The following is an 18,578-nucleotide window of genomic DNA, read 5'->3' as shown; positions in this document are numbered from 1 at the left end:
TCCCACCTCCCTTATATGTCGTTAGCCTCATGCCTAATACCATATATCCTATTGTGCATTCACCCAGTTCGTGACACTTCTCTACAAAAAAAATACAAAAATATCCTGTATTCGCATCAATCAGCGATATACAGGATATGTAGAACCTCTTTCCCATATCAGCATGCTTCCAAAAGAAGTACGAATATTCGTCCAGCTCATCTCATCCTCCACATAAAATTTCTAGTTAAATGGTGTAACAGAATTGTCTCTTTTTATGAATCCTAATTATGTATAATCATCTATGGATAAAAAAAGAGCCGCCCTGGTTTGGGCAACTCTCTAATTACTGTCATGCTGTTCAACTCTTGCGTTACGGATTAGCAGTAATCCAGTAATCATAGGAATGGACAACATAACCTTGGTAAGCAGCATAGTTAGCAAGCAAATCCGGTAATTTAGCTAGCTCTTCTTCCATGTAAGCTTCTCCTTCTTCGTAGAAGGTAATATGATCGCCTTCATGGCTTTGTTTCATCTCAACAGAGACGAGAAGCGGCTTACCTAAACGGTCTGCAATCTCCATTTCTTGTGCCACTACTGCTGCAATTCCGTTTGATCCCTCTGCTGTGTCACGGAAGGCCATTAGTGAAACATGATCAAGTGTTCGAATCATCCATTCACTTACCGTCATATTCTTCCCTGGAAGCTCATATGCGTCAAGCCATACAGCGAGATCGGCACTCGTCTCCAGATCAGAATTCTTTTTGGTCTCGCGTGCGAAATACTCCATATTGGCAGCCCATTCTGTAAGTACACGGTCACGGTCAATATGCCATGCTTCATTGGTATACGGCTCTACATCAACATGGATTCCATGGAATTTCTCGAGCTCCGAAGCATGTTGATTATATTCCTTTACATAATTGATTAACCGGGTAATACGTGGTCGGTTTTCTTCAAGGCCCCATATTGGGTGACCACCCATTGCATGGACCTCGATACCCATGGCTGCTGCCTGACTTACGAAATTCCGATACAGCTCAAACGGCTGCTCCAAATCAAGTCTTACATACAAATAATTCACATTCTTCTCATCTACAAATTGTAGAACGCGCTCACTGTCATGAATCACTTGCTCTGCTTGCCAGATGTACGTCCCCCGAATGGAGCCAGGTTCTGGCGTTGGCTCTGGATCCGGTGTTGGCTCTGGATCCGGCGTTGGCTCTGGATCCGGCGTTGGCTCTGGATCCGGTGTTGGCTCTGGTTCTGGCGTTGGCTCTGGATCCGGTGTTGGCTCTGGTTCTGGCGTTGGCTCTGGATCCGGTGTTGGCTCTGGTTCTGGCGTTGGTTCTGGATCCGGTGTTGGCTCTGGATCCGGCGTTGGCTCTGGTTCTGGCGTTGGTTCTGGATCCGGTGTTGGCTCTGGTTCTGTACCGTTTTCGCTAAGGTTGGACCAGTACACATAATCATGCACCGCTACGCCTGCAAAATTGCGGTATTCCTGCAGAGATATAGACACCTCGTTAAGTACGGCTTCCATTTCTTCTGGTGACTTGCCTGCGAAGGAGGTGTACTCTTCTCCTGGCATCGGTTTCGTGTTAACAGCAACTACGATCTTCGCGTCATACGATTCCGACCATTCCATCTCTTCCTCAATCACATGAGAAATGCTGTCGTCACCTGTTGCTTTATCACGATAAGCCATTAAAGTGATTTGATCAAACTCGTTCATGAACCATTGAATTAGCGGCATATCTGTTTCTGGTACTTCATATTGGTCATACCAAAAAGGCAAATCAATGGCCCTGATAAGGGAAGCATCCTGATTAACAACGTCCAAAAACAGCTCAAGATTAGATAGATAGGACTGAATTATTGACTCGCTATCCTCGTCCCAACCATTCAGAACATACGGTTCGATATCCAGATGAATACCTGCAAATCGTTCCGATTCCTCAGATACAGCATTGTAATCAACAACCCAGTTAGCAAATTGAAGCAGCCGTTCTCTTCCACCTTCTGTCGCCCAATAAGGATGGCCGGCGAGTGCATCAACCTTGATTCCTTGCTCCTGGGCGTTTCGTACGAAAGTCTGGTACATTTCCTCTGGCTGATTCATATCAATTCTTAAGTAAATATGATCAATATTTTGATTGTCGGCATATTCAAGTACTTCTTGGCCGCCATCTGCGATGGTCTCTGCCTGCCATAACCATGTTGCCGTTGCCCGCGTGGATGGATTTGTCGATTCAAAAGCGGTCATTAATATAACACTTATGAATAAGACAAACCATAACAAACCGCGGGAATGATTGCGTTTCATATCCTCCCTCCAATTCTCCTCTCTTTTTTGAACCAACGTTATTATAGCAGTGGACAATAGTAAAAGAATGAGCCCAGGTGCTCAACTTGGACTCATTCTTCTGTATTCAGTCTTATGCCTGATTATTCAATTACAGTCCCAGGTTTAGGGCTCATATATCATTTTTCTTGTCATGCCGCCATCAATGACCAGGTTCTCCCCCGTTACAAAATCATTGTCTGGTGCCGTTAAATACAAACAAGCTCTTGCAATATCCTCTGGCTTGCCGACTCTTCCCGATGGATGCTGCACATGATCTATTTCTCTAAGTTCACTATAGTCCCCTGTTTCAATCCATCCTGGACTGATACTATTGACCCGAATCCGTTTATCTGCAAGAGAAACAGCCATCGCATGAGTAAGTGCAACAATTGCTCCTTTGGAAGCAGCATAGGCTTCAGAGTTCGGCTCGGACATCGTTGCTCTCGTTGAGGCCATATTAACTACAGCTCCGCCGTGTTCATTATCTCCCATATATTTTGCCGCTTCTCTTGTTGTTAAGAAACAGCTGCGGGCATTGGTATTCATGACGTCATCCCATTCATTAAGAGACAATTCAAGCGGAGACTTCCAAATACCATAACCCGCATTATTAATGAGGATATCGATTCTCCCGTAATCCTCCACGACAGTATTCATTAAATGTACAATTGCTTCTTCAGACCTAACATCACAGGCGATAAATATGGCAGTTTCACCCTTTTGACGAATGGCAGCGGCTGTAGCAGCTCCTTTTTCCTCGTTGTGATCGGTAAGGACAACCTTAGCTCCTTGCTCAGCGTACGCTTCGGCTATACCTTTACCAATACCTTGCGCTGCGCCTGTGACGATGACAACATAGTCTTTGAATTTCATGATACCTCTCCTTACGACTATAGATTGAGCAATTTTACTCTAATGTCTTTATACTACACAATTGAGGTTATTACATTGCATAAATCCGAATCAATTTCATAAATCATTAAAATGGTGAATTTAAAACTATATACACACATGATTTAAGCAGCTAAAGGTATTATGAAATTGATTCCCCCAACAAAAATAATTAATCGACTACGTCTTGTTTGAAACGGTTTAACTCAACTAGGAACCGAAAACAAAAACCGCCCATTGAATGGACGGATGATTAATCAAATTCTACCCTCGAACACGTTCGGTATATACCCTGTTATAGCGCTTAAATCCAAGATATCTAGTTCCTTGAAAAGTAAGCTGGCCCTCATCGCCTTCAGAGCAAAGACCATATTCATCTCCACCGACCTTGAACTCAATCCGATCTCCGCTGTCCACTTCAAACGTAATAAAGTAGATCGTTCGAGTACTCTGCCCCTCGTTTTGACTCTGCTGCGATACCTGAATCCTTCTTCCTGTAATCCGTGAAGGGACAGTCAATACCGGCTGCTTATTGTTCCGTCCCCATGCAAGGAGCTCTTTTCCCAGGGTCAATGCGATAATACCGAGAATCACGACAAATACTGCCGGGAATACCGTTCCGAAAAAATCAAACATCCAGAAAGATTCAAATCCCATGCCGTCTCCTCCCGTCCTCTGATTATTGTCTGTAAATAACCGACTACTTGTTTATGTATATGCTGTAGGGCGGTCAACTTGTCAGTTAGGGGAAGAAATACTTCATGGGATTAATTTTAAAGGACATTCCAGCTTGTCCCGCCATCCATTGTCTGCATTAATATCGATTTTTTCTCACTTGCATTCTCAAGCAGCACCCATCCCACTTTAGGGCTTACGAACTGCAGCTTGACAACCTCTGGATAATCTACAAGCTTCTCTGATAAAACTTCACTTACAGGCAATACGTCCCAATCCTCACCTTGATTTATCGTATGATAAACATAAGACCCCTGCAGTGCCCAGCCTTCAGACTCACTGAGAAAAGTAGGATACAAATCCTTGTTCACACCGCTCTGTGAAGGCAGGTTAAACTGGATATGCTCCCAAACGGAGCCTCCATCTGTCGTAAACAAACCGCTGTACTGTACACCGCTGCCTTCCGCACAGCCTAGTGGAAGATACATCTGCTGATGATCTGTATTCAAACTCTCTATTTCGCCTAGAGAATAAGAAGAACAGGATTCGTACAAAGCTGATGACCTGTTGAAATAGGACTCGTTAATAGACCAGGCCTTCCCTGCATTCTTGGTTAAATAGATCTTTGGAGCACCAAGCTCAAGTACGGATACGACACCACGATCACCACTCATGAACTGCATACCCTCGGCATATCCGCGAAGAGGTATTGCGTGATCCGTTTGTTGAAGCGGTGAGCTAGTCATCACTTCAGACCAATTCATCCCGCCATCCAGCGTCGAGAATATTTTTTTCTCCTCTTTGCCGGTACCCGCATTGTCACTTGTCATTAAGAACCCTTCTTTGGCCGAGGCAAAATGAAGCGCGGTTACCTTCTGAGTTTCCTCTAGCGAAGATATCATCCAGCTCTCACCGCCGTCACTCGTGCGTAGTACCACATTGTCGGTTCCGTCAGTCCCGGAACGCACAATCCAGCCATTCATGCCGTCAAGGAAAAATATATCTTCTCCATAAACCGGATTTGTCGCAAATTTTACATTAGATGATGGAGAAATGTTAGTCCACGTCTCCCCATTGTCACGGGTATAGTATAAACGCAGTTCGCTTCTCGTTACTCCCCAAGCTAGACCGCCATAACCATGGATTAATTGAAAGTCCGTTAATCGTGTCTGAATTTGATACTTGTTCACTTCAGCTACTTCATAATTGCTCGGTTCAATAAGCGTAATCGTCTGGCCATCCTCCAGCTGCTCTTCCTTTACAACTACAGGCTGAGCCTCCTCGGGTTCCGAAGATGTACAAGCCGTAAGCGCCAGAGTGAGCATGAGTATACATGCTAGAGCCCGCTTTGTCGTTTCTCGCATGCTATTCCACCTCTTTGTGCCTTGTTAAGGGCTGTCCTCTAAGTTAGACATTATAGCATACTTTGTTTTGAAGGAGAGTCAAAACTGTTACCTGTTCCTGTTTATTCTGTAACAACATTCGCCCTTCTGATATTAACCAGAAGGGCGAATGTTTATTTTCCTATTCAAGTTACTACTTCCTGGTTTGCTTGTCTCCAAGCTCACTGTGACGGTATCCATAGAAGAAATAAATACATAGACCGATGAGAATCCACACGGCAAATCCACCCCAAGTTGAGCCGTCCAGCTGAAGCATCAGCAGCACACAGAATGCTGCACTCAGCAAAGGAAGAAACGGCACCCATGGCACAGAAAATCCTCGTTTAAGATCTGGCCTGGACTTGCGCAGACCAATAACACCTAATGATACGACGGCAAAAGCGAACAGTGTTCCAATAATTGTCAAGCTGGCAAGCTGCTCCAGCGGCAGCAATCCACACAGCAGTGCAATAATGATACCAACCATCCATGTACTGCGGACAGGGGTGTGTCTTTTCTCATCTACTTTGGATAAGAACTTGGGCAGCAGTCCATCCCGGGAAATCGCGAACAAGAGCCTGGTCTGACTAAACAAAAGAACGAGCAGCACCGTTGTAATTCCGACGATCGCTCCAACCGAAATAAGCCCTGCCACAAAGTCTTGTCCTACAAAGCGGAGTGCAAAAGCTACAGGATCTGCAACCCCAAGATTCGTAAAAGGTACCATCCCCGTCAGGACAACGGCGACAAGTGAATACATAATCATACATACAATAAGAGATCCAATGATGCCAATGGGGAGATTACGCTGCGGGTTTTTGACTTCTTCTGCTGCTGTGGCCACCGCATCGAATCCAATATAGGCAAAAAACACAACTGCCGCTCCGCTCATCACCCCTGTAAAACCAAATGGCATGTATGGAGTCCAATTGTCGGGCTTAACATAAAATGCACCGACCAGAATGAAAATGATGATGACTGCAATTTTGACGATGACCATCATTGCATTAAATCTTGCCGTTTCTCTCGCTCCCTGGGTGAGTAATAAACAAATAGCCAATATGATGAGAACGGCCGGCAAATCTATGATTTGTCCCTGCGACAAATTAAAAGCACCAGATATAGCGGTAGGAAGATGTATACCGAAGCCTTCCAGCAGCCCTTGTACATACGCAGACCAACCGCTTGCCACCGATGCGGCAGCAACACCATACTCTAATACCAGTGTCCAGCCCATTAACCATCCGATCACTTCGCCGAATGCAGCATAGCTGTAAGCATAGGCACTTCCGGATACTGTAACCGTGGAAGCCAGTTCAGAATAACACAACGCTGCCAGAATACAGACGATGGCCGCAATAACGAAGGATATCATTAGTGCGGGTCCAGCATGTTCTGCAGCTGCTTGTCCGGTAATTACAAAAATACCGGTACCAATAATTGCACCGACCCCAAGCGATATGAGATCCAGCGCCCCAAGCGTCTTCTTGAGGCCTGTTCCCTTGTTCAGGTCAAAATGCTTCTTGCGAAATAAATCCATAAACTCACTCCTAGATGAATGTTGCAACGCTTTAGTGCAATTGAGCACAAACAATTATTATGTGAAAGTTAGTATGGGTTGTCAACTTTAATCATCGAATTAGAATCATTTGGCTCATGCCTTGCTAACAGATTGCCCCTAGCTAGAATTTTACCCGGAAACAAGAAAAAAGTTGGTTGGTATTACCTGCGAAAAAAAGTATTGCTACGATAGCGCTTACTATATTATTATGTCTGAGTAGGTTACAACTAATTATCTGCTTACTATTTTATACTATCTTAACAAATGAATATTGGATCTTCGGGGTAGGGTGAAAATCCCAATCGGCGGTGACGTTCATGCAAATGAAGAACGAAGCCCGCGACTCGCGTGCTCAGCATTCCTTGAGCACGCGACTGACTTGGTGTAATTCCAAGGCCGACGGTTATAGTCCGGATGAGAGAAGATCACTGATTACATGCTGTTGTTATAATTGAGACGCATGTTTATTTGATCACCCCTGTTGAAAGTGCATAGTTATATGTGCACAATCACGGGGGTTTTTTGACAATCTGAAGATACCATATTCAAATTCTCACTTACGAAGGAGTTTGGATTATGGAACACACGAACAAAAAAGCATCACCTGCGGCGGGCTCAACCGGCTTCTGGCTCGTCGCACTCGGAGCAGCACTATGGGGTATTGGACCCCTGTTCCGTATTCATCTATTGGACTACATGACCTCGACGCAAGTGGTGCTGATTGAGCACCTCCTTGTCTGTCTCGTTGCTGTACCGATTCTATGGATAAACCGATCTGAATTAAAAAGCCTGCGTTTGAAGCATTTATTCGCGCTGCTTGTCATATCCTGGGGCGGTTCTGCACTAGCTACCATTATTTTTACGATGGCCTTGTCGAGCGGTGATCTAAATGCGGTTGTGCTGCTGCAAAAAATGCAGCCGATCTTTGCCATACTGCTCGCAAAGCTGATTCTTAAGGAGACGCTGCCCAAACGATTCGGCTTCTTCTTTACCATCGCAATCCTGGGAACGTATTTGCTTACCTTCGGATTTACAGTCCCTTTTGGATCGAATAATGAATGGATTAAGGTAGGAAGCCTTCTATCTCTACTCGCTGCAGCATTATGGGGTGGATCTACGGTGATGGGACGCTTGCTTCTCGGCCAGGCGCAGTACAAGACGGTGACCTCTCTTCGATATGTACTCGCGCTGCCGTTGCTCCTCGTCATGACCTGGTTAGAAGGAGCAGCGATGAATCTTCCCCAGGCAGGAGCTGCACTAACGAGTATCGGAGTTAACTTGCTGGCACAAGCTTTGCTGCCCGGGCTGCTGAGTCTGCTATTGTACTATAAAGGATTGTCTTCTACCAAAGCATCGATGGCTACCCTTGCCGAGCTCAGCTTCCCGATGATGGGTGTGCTCGTGAACTGGATCGCTTTTGGACAGTTGGTCACTCCTGCTCAGCTCATTGGTTTCGTGCTTATTTGGACATCTTTGTTTATATTCGCGCGTCAGCAGCAACAGAGTAGCGAGCAGCTGGTCTCACACACGACATGAGAACCGATGGAATCAATTTTAGGTGGAAGTTTCACAGATGAGGATATAACGAGTCGGCAAGAGGTTAAAGCTTGACTATATAATTAGAGTCATATTAATGTGTCGCTGTCCATTTGGACGGCGATTTTTTTATATTTGCAGGTTTTCACTTTCCCTCCTATCAGATGGAATTATGCGTTATGATAGAGAGAACGATTAGAAAGGATGATCAATAAGCCTATGACTTCTTTTCCTTATACATCTTATGACGCAGTAGGACTCGCACAGCTGATCAGAGATAAACAAATCTCTCCAGTAGAGCTTGTATCTGCTGCCATTGAAAAAATCAATCAGTTGAATCCTAAGCTTAATGCCGTGGTCCGTACTCGCTACGAAGCTGCACTGCAAGAAGCGCGCGAGGTAAATACACTGGCCCAGCCTTTTGCAGGTGTTCCCATCTTGTTAAAAGACATTTCACAAGCGATCGCCGGCGAGCCTCTTACATCCGGTTCCAAATTATTTGCTGAACACAAGCCACTCTACGATTCTCATTACGTAGCCAAGCTTCGGAGAGCCGGGTTTATTCCGATTGGACACACGAACACCCCGGAATTTGGTCTCAAGAATATTACCGAGCCTAGACTGCACGGCCCTTCAAGAAACCCTTGGAATACAGACCACTCTCCCGGCGGCTCCAGTGGAGGATCGGCTTCAGCCGTTGCCTCCGGTATGATACCTGTCGCCGGAGCAAGTGATGGCGGCGGTTCGATTCGTATCCCCGCTTCCTTCAGCGGGCTGTTCGGATTAAAGCCGACACGTGGACGGACTCCCGTCGGACCGGGAGTTGGTCGGCAGTGGCAGGGTGCTTCCATTGATTTTGCCTTATCAAGAACGGTGCGGGACAGTGCGGCACTCCTCGATGTACTGCAGGTGCTTCAGAACGAAGCTGCCTTCCAGGTACCGCTTTACCCGGGAAGATACTTGGAAGACATGTACTTAACGATTGAACGGAAATACCGAATTGCCTATACGATGGATTCTCCAGTAGGCACGCCTGTCAGTGAGGATGCCAAGGAGGCAGTGCTCAAGGTCGTCAAATACCTGGAATCCGAAGGACATATCGTTGAAGAAAAACAAAGTCCGGTAAACGGCGTTCATCTCATGGAGAATTATTACATGATGAACAGCGGTGAGATGGCAGCCATGGTACTGAAGATGGAGCGCGGGCTTGGAAGAGCCATTACTGCTGAAGACATTGAGATCGAAGGCTGGGTGCTCCTCGAGGCAGGAAGAAAATTATCAGCAGCTGAATTTGTACATAGTCTTGCAGAGTGGGACGTTGCTGCAGCACAAATGGCCGCCATTTTTGATCGATATGACTTCTATATTACACCTGCAAATGCTTATCCGGCTCCGCAGATTGGTGAACTGACCCCTGGGCCAGAGAAGATTCAGCAGCTGCTTAGGGTTAGTGAGTTATCTAAAGACAAACAGCAAGAGCTCATCTATGAAATGTTCGAGCCTAGCTTAACGTATACGCCGTTTACACAGCTTGCGAATTTGACAGGTACACCTGCGATGAGTCTCCCTCTTCATCTTAGTAAGTCCGGGCTGCCCATGGGCGTGCAATTCATGTCTGCTAAAGGAAGAGAGCATGAGATGCTCCAGCTGGCGCACCTGCTTGAGAATACAGATTTGTGGATTACTCCATTCACATCCGGAGGTGAGCATTAAACACCAATGGACATTCTTGGGGTCAGATTGCATACCGCCATTGAGCAGCCCATTGATGTGAATCAATGTATAGAAGCTCTGCCGTTCGATCAGCAAATGAAAATCCGCAGGTTCAGACGTTATGCTGACCAATTAAGATCTCTATGCGGAGAGCTGCTGATTCAGAGCTACGCAGTCGAACATTGGAAGCTGCCCCGCAATAAGATGGACAGGCAAACGAATCGCTTCGGCAAACCTGAATTCGTTCATTATCCAATGTATCACTACAATATCTCTCACTCAGGTTCCTGGGTGGTAGCTGCTTTTGATCAACGCCCTGTCGGCATTGACATTGAGGAGATAAATGACGTGGATTTGTCCCTGGCAGATCGATTCTTCACTCGGAACGAGGGGGAGCTGCTGCGAAACCAGGCAGCATCAGAGCAGAAGCAGCTATTCTATAAACTGTGGACGCTTAAAGAAAGCTATGTGAAAGCGAATGGTGCCGGACTTTCAATCCCCCTTGATTCTTTCGAATTTCGCATAGCCAGTCCGGGAGAAATTACATTCTCCAGCTTACACGAGGTGGTGGAAGAAAACTGGTCGTTTAGAAGTTACGATATCGATCCCGACTATTCGCTCGCCGTTTGCAGCCGATCCGGGAATGCTCCGGAATCTATAGAACTAATAGACTTACATCAGCTTTTGGCGGGTCATACGGTGCTCCGAGGCAAGTAGTGAAACATAAAATAACGACAGCAGGGCGGTTGCCCTGCTGTCGTTATTTGAGTTGAAAATTTAATGAACATGAACATCCTTCCTATCAGCTAGCAGCAGGCGTCTGTTTGTCGGCCCGCTGATCGATATTCCGATCACGCATTTTCCAATGAGCGAGTAACAAGAATGGAATGCCACATGCCGTCATTAAAGCCAAAGGTAAAAATATCATCAGAGGTTGTTCTGCAGATAACGAGGTCAATAACCACCCTCCAATGACCGGGGCGAGTACATTTCCCATATTATTAAAGCCGATCATGCCGAAATAGGTGCCTCGCAGCTCTGGTTTAGCGATTCTGTCTACCAATAGATCCATCAGGGTAAACATCAACACTTCTCCAATAGTAAAAATAATGACGCCAAGCATCATCGTCCATCTAGATTCAAACAAGCCGAATACAAGTAAACTGCTGGCCACAAAGGCATTCCCGACAATTAAAGAAACCGCAGGAGGAAAGTTCCTGAACCATCTTACCAGCGGATACTGCACGATCAGAACCACCACTGCATTCATGGAAAGCATATAAGTGAACATTTCGGCTCCATTCCCAAAGCTCGGACTGAGTTCAAGATATTGCGGGAGTGTTGAGCTAAAGTGTCCATATCCTAGCACACAGAATATAGAACCTACTAACACATACATAAAGGTACGATCACGGCTAGTCACTGCAAAAGCTCCCTTTAGAGATACGGACTGTGCAGTGGTAGCACGACCAAGGTTAATATCACTTCTTCTTCCGAACTGGAATATAAGAACCAGCCCATATAATATGTATACAAATCCCGCGGCTATGAATGGGGCCCCGCTCTGCGACGTTCCAAACTGCAAACCGAGCAAAGGACCGATCACGACACCGACATTGATTGCCGCATACCTCAAATTAAAGATTAACAGCCTGTTCTTCGGATCTGTAATATCCGACAGCATCGCTCGCGAGGTTGGCTCGAATACAGCTCGACACAGCCCATTTAATGCGTTCATAACAAAAAACATCCAGATCTGATTGGCCACGGCAAAGCCGATAAATACAAGTGCCCAGCTAAAAATCGAGAATAACAATACTTTTTTACGTCCAATTCGATCCGATATGTATCCCCCATAAAAACTGGCAAATACGCCGATCAGCGAGCTGACAGCGACAACCATACCTGCCTCCGCTGGACTTGCTCCCATCGATTTAATGAGATAGATCGACAGAAAAGGAATGCTCATCGATGTGGCCATTCTTCCGAACATCGTTCCAACAATAATGGTCCAGGCGAGCGGGTGAATCTGTTTTAAATGACTGTTCATAATGCCTCCATCTGTCTCTGCTAATAAGTAAGTTAGTACATATCATTTCAGCTTAATCGCTATCTGTCAATACATGTAAACACTCACTCAATTGGCAGGACGGACGAAAGAAAATAGATACCTACATGCTTTACTATTATGAACTTTTCATATATTGCAATAATCTTATTCAAGTTAATTGCCATAAAAAAACCTTAGGATATATGTTCATCCTAAGGTTCTGATCAAATACATCATTATGTTCTTCCTGTCCAGTCATCTGATGCGATTTCTCTCCAGCGGTCACGGATCACCTCATAATCTTCCTTGGCAAGTAACCGTTCTCTTAACAGGTCCGCGTTCTCCTGCCAACGATTTGGCTTCTTGGTACCTACAATCGCCGTATCTACACCCGGCACGGATAAAGTGAAACTAAGCGCCTTAGCAATAACCTCCTCATTGCTCTCACCTAGGAATCCGTAGTTCAAGTCCCGTAACCGATTCCAATACACAAATGGATAAGCCGTTTCTTCAAGCGTATCATAAGTCCAGGCCACGTTGGCTAGCGGACGCTTCGCCGTCACACCCATTCCCCGCTTCCGCGCTTCAGGAATGGTCAGGTCAATGGCCTCTTGGTCCGCTATATTCACAGATGTTTCAAGACTATCGAACACACCGGTTTGAACAGCGTATAATGCATCCTTACTATCTCCACTGTAGCCAATAAATCTTGTTTTACCTGCTTCCTTGGCCCGGTTCAATACCTCAATGACAGAGCCTTCCCGAAGCACTTCTTCCGAACAGCTGTGCAAATGAATCATATCCACATATTCCGTGTTCAGTCTTCTCAAGCTGCGGTCTATCGAATTGGACAGCATGACCGGATCCCAATCTGATTGATCATATCCGGAAGCATGTCCACATTTGGTGAACAGATACACATCCTCTCTTTTGGGACCAAGCACCTGTCCAATTAATTCCTCACTATTTCCATAACATTCCGCAGTGTCGATCACATTCAATCCGGCTTCGATCGCACTTCCAAGCAGCCGATCCACCTCTGGCTTCGATATGCCGGACCCGATTTCCGACCCGCCGAATCCAAGCACGCTGACTTTCATTCCTGTGTTTCCATAAGAGCGCTGTTCCATAATTATAGCCTCCTTGGGTAAAAGTCAATTTCATAAAGTATCTGATATGTTCGTATTACCACCTCATAAAAAAGCGAAACAATAGATGAGCCGGGTCCATATTTTCTCTCGTATACTAAGCTTCATCCTCAGCTATGCCGGATATCAAATATATGCCAGATCATTTATTAACTAGCTCTTCAAACTATTGCTTTAAATCAACGCTAACCTCGAGACCCTCCAGGTATTTCGTATTGAATTTGTAAGTGCTAATATAGATGGGATCTATGTCACTCACATTGGAGAAAGTAAGCTGATACTTATTCGTGCCATCAATACGAGTCGCTGTATCGTTCTCATGATATTGAACCCCTTTACTATCTTCGAGCCATATCCGATCGAGTTGTTCGAATATGCGATATCCTTCAGCTTCATAAGTCAGTGTCAACTTATTGTTTTCTATTTTCTGATCCAGAATCGTCAGCGATCCTGCCTTCCCTTGATCAATAGTTAATGGCTCCCCTTTCCACTCACCACTAATTTTTGAACTAGGATTTAACATGTAAGGTTTGATGAATATCTTATTAGGAATCATCTCGAAAGGCTCAAAATAAGCTTTAAAATGGTTTTTATCCTTGTATCCGCCTCCACCTGAACTTATTGGTTGTAAAACGCGTCCTTGATCGTCATACACATGGAAATCCCAAAATAATGTTGTTGACTTCGGTAGACTGAAAGAGATTTCAGTGGTGGTTGGGTATAAAGTAACAGCATCATAATCAACTTGAAACACTTCATTATCATCCCACGTTTTGGTTTGTCCGATTGTATAGGTTTGATATTCACCTTCTTGAACGATGGGGATATTGGCGTATGTAATAGTTTCATCTGTAGACATAAGTCCGAGCACGAAGGACTCTGGAAATGAATGCTCATCTCCCCTGACATCTATACTAATTGTCCCTGCATACATACCATTATCGAGCTTCTCATAGGATATGTTCCCACCATAATCTTCTATCCTCTTACCATCAATCGTAAACATGATATCTTCTGTAAATGCCCACGGATCACGATCATTCGAAGGTACAGTCCAGCCCAGGTTAATTTTAGAACCATCATACAGACTCTCCGTGAATGTGATTTCTTGGTCATTGATTTTAACTTTCTGACCAAGCTCCGTTGTAAGCTGAAGCTCGCTGCCTCTCTTTACATCCACTCCGCCGACTAATTCGAATACTGACTTAAGTAACGGGAGGGATTTGAGGGATTCAGCAAAGCTTGGAGAGAAAGAGGACATTCCTATGGTGATGAGCAGTATTGCTGCTGTTAAGATGCCATAACGTTGCTTTAATAATCGACTACGCTCTCTCTTTAATCCTTTAAGAGTCAGGTTTACACGATCTTCGATCGTTTCAGGCATAGCTCCGTTTACCTGCTTCATGATTTCCTGCTCCCATTTTTCCATTCTAACTCCTCCTGTTCTCCCCAGAGTGACCGGGCATTTTCACGAGCACGGCGCAGCCATGTTTTTATGGTGTTTTCCGGTTTTTCATAAATATCAGCTAAATCCTTAATCGAAATATCCTCAATGTGATACAGCTTCAGCAATCGCCTGTCCTCTTCAGGCAGCGTCGCCAGCAATTGTTCTAGCTCCACTCTTTCATATCCTTTCTCACTGGTAGAAGGGAATGTTAGTTCATTGAAATCAATTACGTTTTTGTTTCGCCTGTGGATTTGATTACATTCATTGATAACGATTCGTAGCAGCCATGTTTTAAAATAACTGGGCTCTCTCAAGCTCTTTAGTTTGGAAAAAGCCTTTAAAATTGCTTCTTGAATGGCATCTGCACAATCAGCATCGCTGGCTAGTAATGTTCTTGCTACCTGATACATTGTAACTTTGTGAGCACTAATCAAGTGTTCAAATGATCTAAGGTTACCTCGTTGGGCCTTTTTCACTTCCTTTGCAACGTCCATAACTTCCCCCCTTTCAACTCGTATGTTAGATGCAAGAGAATGTCAATCAGGTTTCAACTATTTAAAATTTTTTATGTTAAGTGAAAGTAAAAAAGCAGCGAATCATAAAGGCTGCTTTTCTGCGTCGAGTTGGGATGTAACCAAACCTGTCTTAATTGTGGTGTTAAGTCTGCTTAAATTTACTGATGATCAAATCTATGATAACCAGCCAATGACATTAAAAATATAAATCGCTGCCATTCCATCTAGTATATCTACAAATTTCATTACTAATTGTAAATTTTTTTTGAAATTCGACCACAGGTATAATAACGAAATTTGCTTCTCTGAAGTCCAATGTTTTTACATTTCACTCGAAAAACACCACGAAACATGACTCATTTTGTTGAAATCGATGGAAACCTATCCAAATTTATAACCCCGCTGACATCACGTTTATAAATTATTAACATTCCAAAGGTACAATAAGCTTGTCTTTCAAGATAGGGATACGTGCCTTGCCTTGAATAATCAAATTTATCGGGGGTTATGAATTGAAAAAAAGAAACATGCTTCTTACCACTTTTACTCTGGTTACCGCTCTGATTGCAGGCTGTGGCTCTAATGCCGGCACTTCATCACAGGAACCAACGCCTACGACTTCACAGGCTTCTGATAACACAGGAACATCTGGCGAAGCAGCCAGCACAACAAAAGAAATTGATCAGCTCAAAATCAGCTTCGTTCCTTCCAAAGACCCGGAAGATATTATTACTGCTACTGACCCGCTCAAAGATCTCTTGAAGGAGCAGCTGTCTACACAAGGCTTTGAAGTGGGAGAAATCAGCATTGACGTTGGTACGACCTACGAAGCCGTCGGTGAAGCACTGTCCGCAGGAACGACAGATATCGGTTTTATTCCCGGTGGAACTTACGCGCTGTACGATGACGGAGCCGATGTAATTCTGACTGCAACACGTGCAGGATTGTCCAACGACTCTGATGCTCCAAAAGATTGGAACGATAACAAACCAACTGAACCGACAAGTGAACAAGCAACATATTATCGCTCCCTGGTCATCGCAGGTCCTTCCGCTAAAGGACAAGAACTCGCAGAGAAAGTCAATAACGGCGAAGAACTGACATGGGAAGAATTGAATGACGCCAACTGGGCAGTCATGTCAACGACTTCTTCTGCAGGTTATATTTATCCAACACTGTGGCTGCAAGGCAACTATGAGAAGAGTATCACAGATCTGTCCAATGTCGTGACATCCGATTCCTACGGCAGCTCTTTTGGCCGTCTGGCTGCAGAGCAGGTCGATGTGATCGTTGCCTTTGCTGACGCAAGACGTGATTACGCGGAGCAATGGACAAGTGAATTCAACCGCACGAACCCAATCTGGGATGAGACGAATGTCATCGGTGTAACCCAAGGGATCTACAATGATACGATCAGTGTGAGCAAGAACAGTGAAGTAATTACCGATGATCTCAAAGCCGCTCTTCAGGAAGCATTTATCGAAATCGCCAAAACAGAAGAAGGCAAGAACGTCATTGCTGTTTACAGCCACGAGGGCTACCAAGAAGCACAATCCTCTGATTATGACGGAGAAAGAGAAGCGCAAGAGCTTATTCGCAACATGAAAAACCAATAAGATAAAATGAATCAAACTTAAAATGATATGCTTTTAAAAAAGTGAGAGCATCAGGCTTCTAATGATGTTCTCCTTTTTTCATCTCGGCAGCAAAAACTATAGGAATGGAGCTTGACCCATGATCGAGTTTATCAATGTACAAAAGACCTACCAGAACGGCACAATTGCACTACAGAATATTAATCTCAAGATCGAGCAAGGTGAATTCGTTGCGGTTATCGGTCTGTCCGGAGCAGGTAAGTCTACCCTCATTCGATGTATTAATCGCATGCATGATATTACGGACGGGCAGTTGTTCGTAGATCAAGTTGATGTATCCAAGCTAAGAGGCAGGCAAGTACGGAACTTTCGCAAAAGAATTGGCATGATTTTTCAATCCTTCAACTTAGTCAACCGAATCAGTGTCATGAGCAATGTCCTTGTCGCCTTTGTCCCGCATCTGCCGATGTGGCGCAAGCTGACAGGAACATTTACAAAAGTTCAGAAAATAAAAGCACTAGAGGCTTTAGATAAAGTAGGCATACTGGATAAGGCTTATGTTCGGGTAGACCAGCTCTCCGGCGGACAGCAGCAGCGGGTTGCGCTCGCACGGACACTCGCCCAGAATCCTGATATCATCCTGGCGGACGAGCCAATCGCTTCCCTTGACCCGGTTACCTCCCGAATTGTGATGGATGACTTTAAGAATATCAATGAAACTTTGAATATTTCGGTCATTATGAACATCCACCATGTGGAAGTTGCACTAGAATATGCCGAGCGCATTATCGGGGTTCGAGCAGGAGAGATTGTCTTTGACGGTCCTCCGTCTGAAGTTACGAAGGACACCCTGGATGAAATTTACGGCAGTAAGCTAAGCGATGTTCCCCTCCCGGAGGAGGTGGCACTTACCCATGTATGATAAATTGTTTCCTCCGAAGAAGATGGTGCTGAATAACGGTAAAGTCGTTATGCAAAAAAGAACACGGCTTCCGCTTGTTCTCGTTATTCTTGCGATTCTGACTGCAGCATCTGTTCAGTTAACCGGCTTTGATCTTCAATTGCTCTTTTCAAGAATCGAAAATTTCTTCAAAATATTAGGCCAAATGGTTCCTCCGAATTGGAGCTACTTCCCCAAGCTGTTGGAAGCACTTCTCGCGACACTTCAAATGTCGCTGTTAGGATCGATGATTGGAGCGATACTCGCCCTGCCATTCGCCCTGCTCGCTTCTTCCAACGTGATGCGGAACAAGGTGATTACCTCTATATTTAAGATCATTATGAGCTTGTTAAGAACACTTCCGACACTGGTAACCGCCTTGATCGCAACCTTTATCTTTGGACTCGGTCCTATGGCGGGTCTAGTCGCAATTATTTTATTCACGCTTTCCTATGTCGGAAAATTGTTGTACGAGCAAATTGAGAACGTCGAAATGGGTCCGTTTGAAGCCATGGAGTCGATTGGCATGAACCGGGTCGAAGCTTTTCGCTATGCTATATTTCCACAGGTGCTCTCCCGTTATCTATCTACCTCCTTGTTCTGCTTCGAGGGCAACGTTCGCTATGCAGCCATTCTTGGTTATGTAGGGGCGGGAGGTATCGGTCTACTGATTAAGGAGAATCTCGGCTGGCGTGATTATTCGAATGTAGGCATGATTGTTTTTGCACTGGTCATCACGGTTTATATCATCGAATCGATCAGTGAACATTTCAGAAAAAAGTTAACATGAGGAGATCCATGC

General features: G+C 44.8%; 15 protein-coding genes and 1 riboswitch. Of the genes, 6 read left to right on the top strand and 9 right to left on the bottom strand.

Features of this window, described 5'->3' with window-relative positions; genetic code table 11:
* Positions 1–352: 352 nt before the first annotated feature.
* The 5 genes from ACFQ3J_RS03690 to ACFQ3J_RS03670 form a co-directional block, all read right to left on the bottom strand.
* Entirely contained in the window at positions 353–2,302 is a 1,950-nt protein-coding gene (locus ACFQ3J_RS03690) for a hypothetical protein (protein WP_251581219.1), read from the bottom strand.
* Between the two features lie 144 nt (positions 2,303–2,446).
* The gene (locus tag ACFQ3J_RS03685) at positions 2,447–3,196 is read right to left on the bottom strand and encodes an SDR family NAD(P)-dependent oxidoreductase (RefSeq protein WP_251581217.1); all 750 of its coding nucleotides are present in this window, start codon (positions 3,194–3,196) and stop codon (positions 2,447–2,449) included.
* A 282-nt stretch (positions 3,197–3,478) separates the two neighbouring features.
* The gene (locus tag ACFQ3J_RS03680) at positions 3,479–3,871 is read right to left on the bottom strand and encodes a DUF2500 domain-containing protein (protein ID WP_251581215.1); all 393 of its coding nucleotides are present in this window, start codon (positions 3,869–3,871) and stop codon (positions 3,479–3,481) included.
* Between the two features lie 116 nt (positions 3,872–3,987).
* Positions 3,988–5,253 (bottom strand): YCF48-related protein, encoded by a 1,266-nt coding sequence (locus tag ACFQ3J_RS03675; protein ID WP_251581213.1) that lies wholly within the window; start codon positions 5,251–5,253, stop codon positions 3,988–3,990.
* A 172-nt stretch (positions 5,254–5,425) separates the two neighbouring features.
* Positions 5,426–6,811: an amino acid permease gene (locus tag ACFQ3J_RS03670; RefSeq protein WP_251581211.1), complete on the bottom strand. Its 1,386-nt coding sequence runs from the start codon at positions 6,809–6,811 to the stop codon at positions 5,426–5,428.
* 292 nt (positions 6,812–7,103) lie between these two features.
* Positions 7,104–7,262, top strand: a riboswitch (FMN riboswitch).
* Positions 7,263–7,408: 146 nt separating this feature from the next.
* Here ACFQ3J_RS03670 and ACFQ3J_RS03665 point away from each other — a divergent pair.
* The 3 genes from ACFQ3J_RS03665 (at position 7,409) to ACFQ3J_RS03655 (ending at position 10,798) form a co-directional block, all read left to right on the top strand.
* The gene (locus ACFQ3J_RS03665; RefSeq protein ID WP_091157535.1) at positions 7,409–8,368 is read left to right on the top strand and encodes a DMT family transporter; all 960 of its coding nucleotides are present in this window, start codon (positions 7,409–7,411) and stop codon (positions 8,366–8,368) included.
* A 219-nt stretch (positions 8,369–8,587) separates the two neighbouring features.
* Positions 8,588–10,081, top strand: coding sequence for an amidase (locus ACFQ3J_RS03660; protein WP_251581209.1), 1,494 nt, complete (start codon positions 8,588–8,590; stop codon positions 10,079–10,081).
* A 6-nt stretch (positions 10,082–10,087) separates the two neighbouring features.
* Positions 10,088–10,798: a 4'-phosphopantetheinyl transferase family protein gene (locus ACFQ3J_RS03655; RefSeq protein ID WP_091157539.1), complete on the top strand. Its 711-nt coding sequence runs from the start codon at positions 10,088–10,090 to the stop codon at positions 10,796–10,798.
* 85 nt (positions 10,799–10,883) lie between these two features.
* On the opposite strand, the gene ACFQ3J_RS03650 is transcribed toward ACFQ3J_RS03655, so the two are convergent.
* The 4 genes from ACFQ3J_RS03650 to ACFQ3J_RS03635 all read right to left on the bottom strand — a co-directional run bounded on the left by ACFQ3J_RS03650 (position 10,884) and on the right by ACFQ3J_RS03635 (position 15,220).
* Entirely contained in the window at positions 10,884–12,131 is a 1,248-nt protein-coding gene (locus ACFQ3J_RS03650; RefSeq protein ID WP_251581207.1) for an MDR family MFS transporter, read from the bottom strand.
* Positions 12,132–12,367: 236 nt separating this feature from the next.
* Positions 12,368–13,261, bottom strand: a complete 894-nt coding sequence (locus ACFQ3J_RS03645; RefSeq protein ID WP_251581205.1) for an aldo/keto reductase — start codon at positions 13,259–13,261, stop codon at positions 12,368–12,370.
* 184 nt (positions 13,262–13,445) lie between these two features.
* A complete protein-coding gene (locus ACFQ3J_RS03640; protein WP_251581203.1) occupies positions 13,446–14,708 on the bottom strand; it encodes a DUF4179 domain-containing protein in 1,263 nt (420 codons plus the stop codon).
* Positions 14,681–15,220 (bottom strand): RNA polymerase sigma factor, encoded by a 540-nt coding sequence (locus ACFQ3J_RS03635; RefSeq protein ID WP_251581201.1) that lies wholly within the window; start codon positions 15,218–15,220, stop codon positions 14,681–14,683. The genes ACFQ3J_RS03640 and ACFQ3J_RS03635 overlap by 28 nt, the downstream gene beginning before the upstream one ends.
* A gap of 533 nt (positions 15,221–15,753) precedes the next feature.
* On the opposite strand from ACFQ3J_RS03635, the gene ACFQ3J_RS03630 reads away from it, so the two are divergent.
* From ACFQ3J_RS03630 to phnE, 3 genes are all read left to right on the top strand, one after another.
* The gene (locus ACFQ3J_RS03630; RefSeq protein ID WP_379292279.1) at positions 15,754–16,857 is read left to right on the top strand and encodes a phosphate/phosphite/phosphonate ABC transporter substrate-binding protein; all 1,104 of its coding nucleotides are present in this window, start codon (positions 15,754–15,756) and stop codon (positions 16,855–16,857) included.
* Between the two features lie 118 nt (positions 16,858–16,975).
* Complete coding sequence (gene phnC / locus ACFQ3J_RS03625; protein ID WP_251581199.1) at positions 16,976–17,758, top strand: phosphonate ABC transporter ATP-binding protein; 783 nt, start codon at positions 16,976–16,978, stop codon at positions 17,756–17,758.
* Positions 17,751–18,566: a phosphonate ABC transporter, permease protein PhnE gene (gene phnE / locus ACFQ3J_RS03620; protein ID WP_091157560.1), complete on the top strand. Its 816-nt coding sequence runs from the start codon at positions 17,751–17,753 to the stop codon at positions 18,564–18,566. Before phnC ends, phnE begins: the two co-directional genes overlap by 8 nt.
* The last annotated feature ends 12 nt before the right edge of the window (positions 18,567–18,578 follow it).

The sequence above is a fragment of the Paenibacillus provencensis genome (assembly GCF_042678545.1).
Lineage (GTDB): Bacteria > Bacillota > Bacilli > Paenibacillales > Paenibacillaceae > Paenibacillus > Paenibacillus provencensis.
The sequence above is the reverse complement of the archived record's forward strand: the minus strand, read 5'-3'. Positions and strand labels throughout refer to the sequence as shown.

Coding starts and splice junctions, on each gene's coding strand:
- ACFQ3J_RS03690 (WP_251581219.1), bottom strand. CDS start 2,302: ATGAAACGCAATCATTCCCGCGGTTTGTTATGGTTTGTCTTATTCATA.
- ACFQ3J_RS03685 (WP_251581217.1), bottom strand. CDS start 3,196: ATGAAATTCAAAGACTATGTTGTCATCGTCACAGGCGCAGCGCAAGGT.
- ACFQ3J_RS03680 (WP_251581215.1), bottom strand. CDS start 3,871: ATGGGATTTGAATCTTTCTGGATGTTTGATTTTTTCGGAACGGTATTC.
- ACFQ3J_RS03675 (WP_251581213.1), bottom strand. CDS start 5,253: ATGCGAGAAACGACAAAGCGGGCTCTAGCATGTATACTCATGCTCACT.
- ACFQ3J_RS03670 (WP_251581211.1), bottom strand. CDS start 6,811: ATGGATTTATTTCGCAAGAAGCATTTTGACCTGAACAAGGGAACAGGC.
- ACFQ3J_RS03665 (WP_091157535.1), top strand. CDS start 7,409: ATGGAACACACGAACAAAAAAGCATCACCTGCGGCGGGCTCAACCGGC.
- ACFQ3J_RS03660 (WP_251581209.1), top strand. CDS start 8,588: ATGACTTCTTTTCCTTATACATCTTATGACGCAGTAGGACTCGCACAG.
- ACFQ3J_RS03655 (WP_091157539.1), top strand. CDS start 10,088: ATGGACATTCTTGGGGTCAGATTGCATACCGCCATTGAGCAGCCCATT.
- ACFQ3J_RS03650 (WP_251581207.1), bottom strand. CDS start 12,131: ATGAACAGTCATTTAAAACAGATTCACCCGCTCGCCTGGACCATTATT.
- ACFQ3J_RS03645 (WP_251581205.1), bottom strand. CDS start 13,261: ATGGAACAGCGCTCTTATGGAAACACAGGAATGAAAGTCAGCGTGCTT.
- ACFQ3J_RS03640 (WP_251581203.1), bottom strand. CDS start 14,708: ATGGAAAAATGGGAGCAGGAAATCATGAAGCAGGTAAACGGAGCTATG.
- ACFQ3J_RS03635 (WP_251581201.1), bottom strand. CDS start 15,220: ATGGACGTTGCAAAGGAAGTGAAAAAGGCCCAACGAGGTAACCTTAGA.
- phnC (WP_251581199.1), top strand. CDS start 16,976: ATGATCGAGTTTATCAATGTACAAAAGACCTACCAGAACGGCACAATT.
- phnE (WP_091157560.1), top strand. CDS start 17,751: ATGTATGATAAATTGTTTCCTCCGAAGAAGATGGTGCTGAATAACGGT.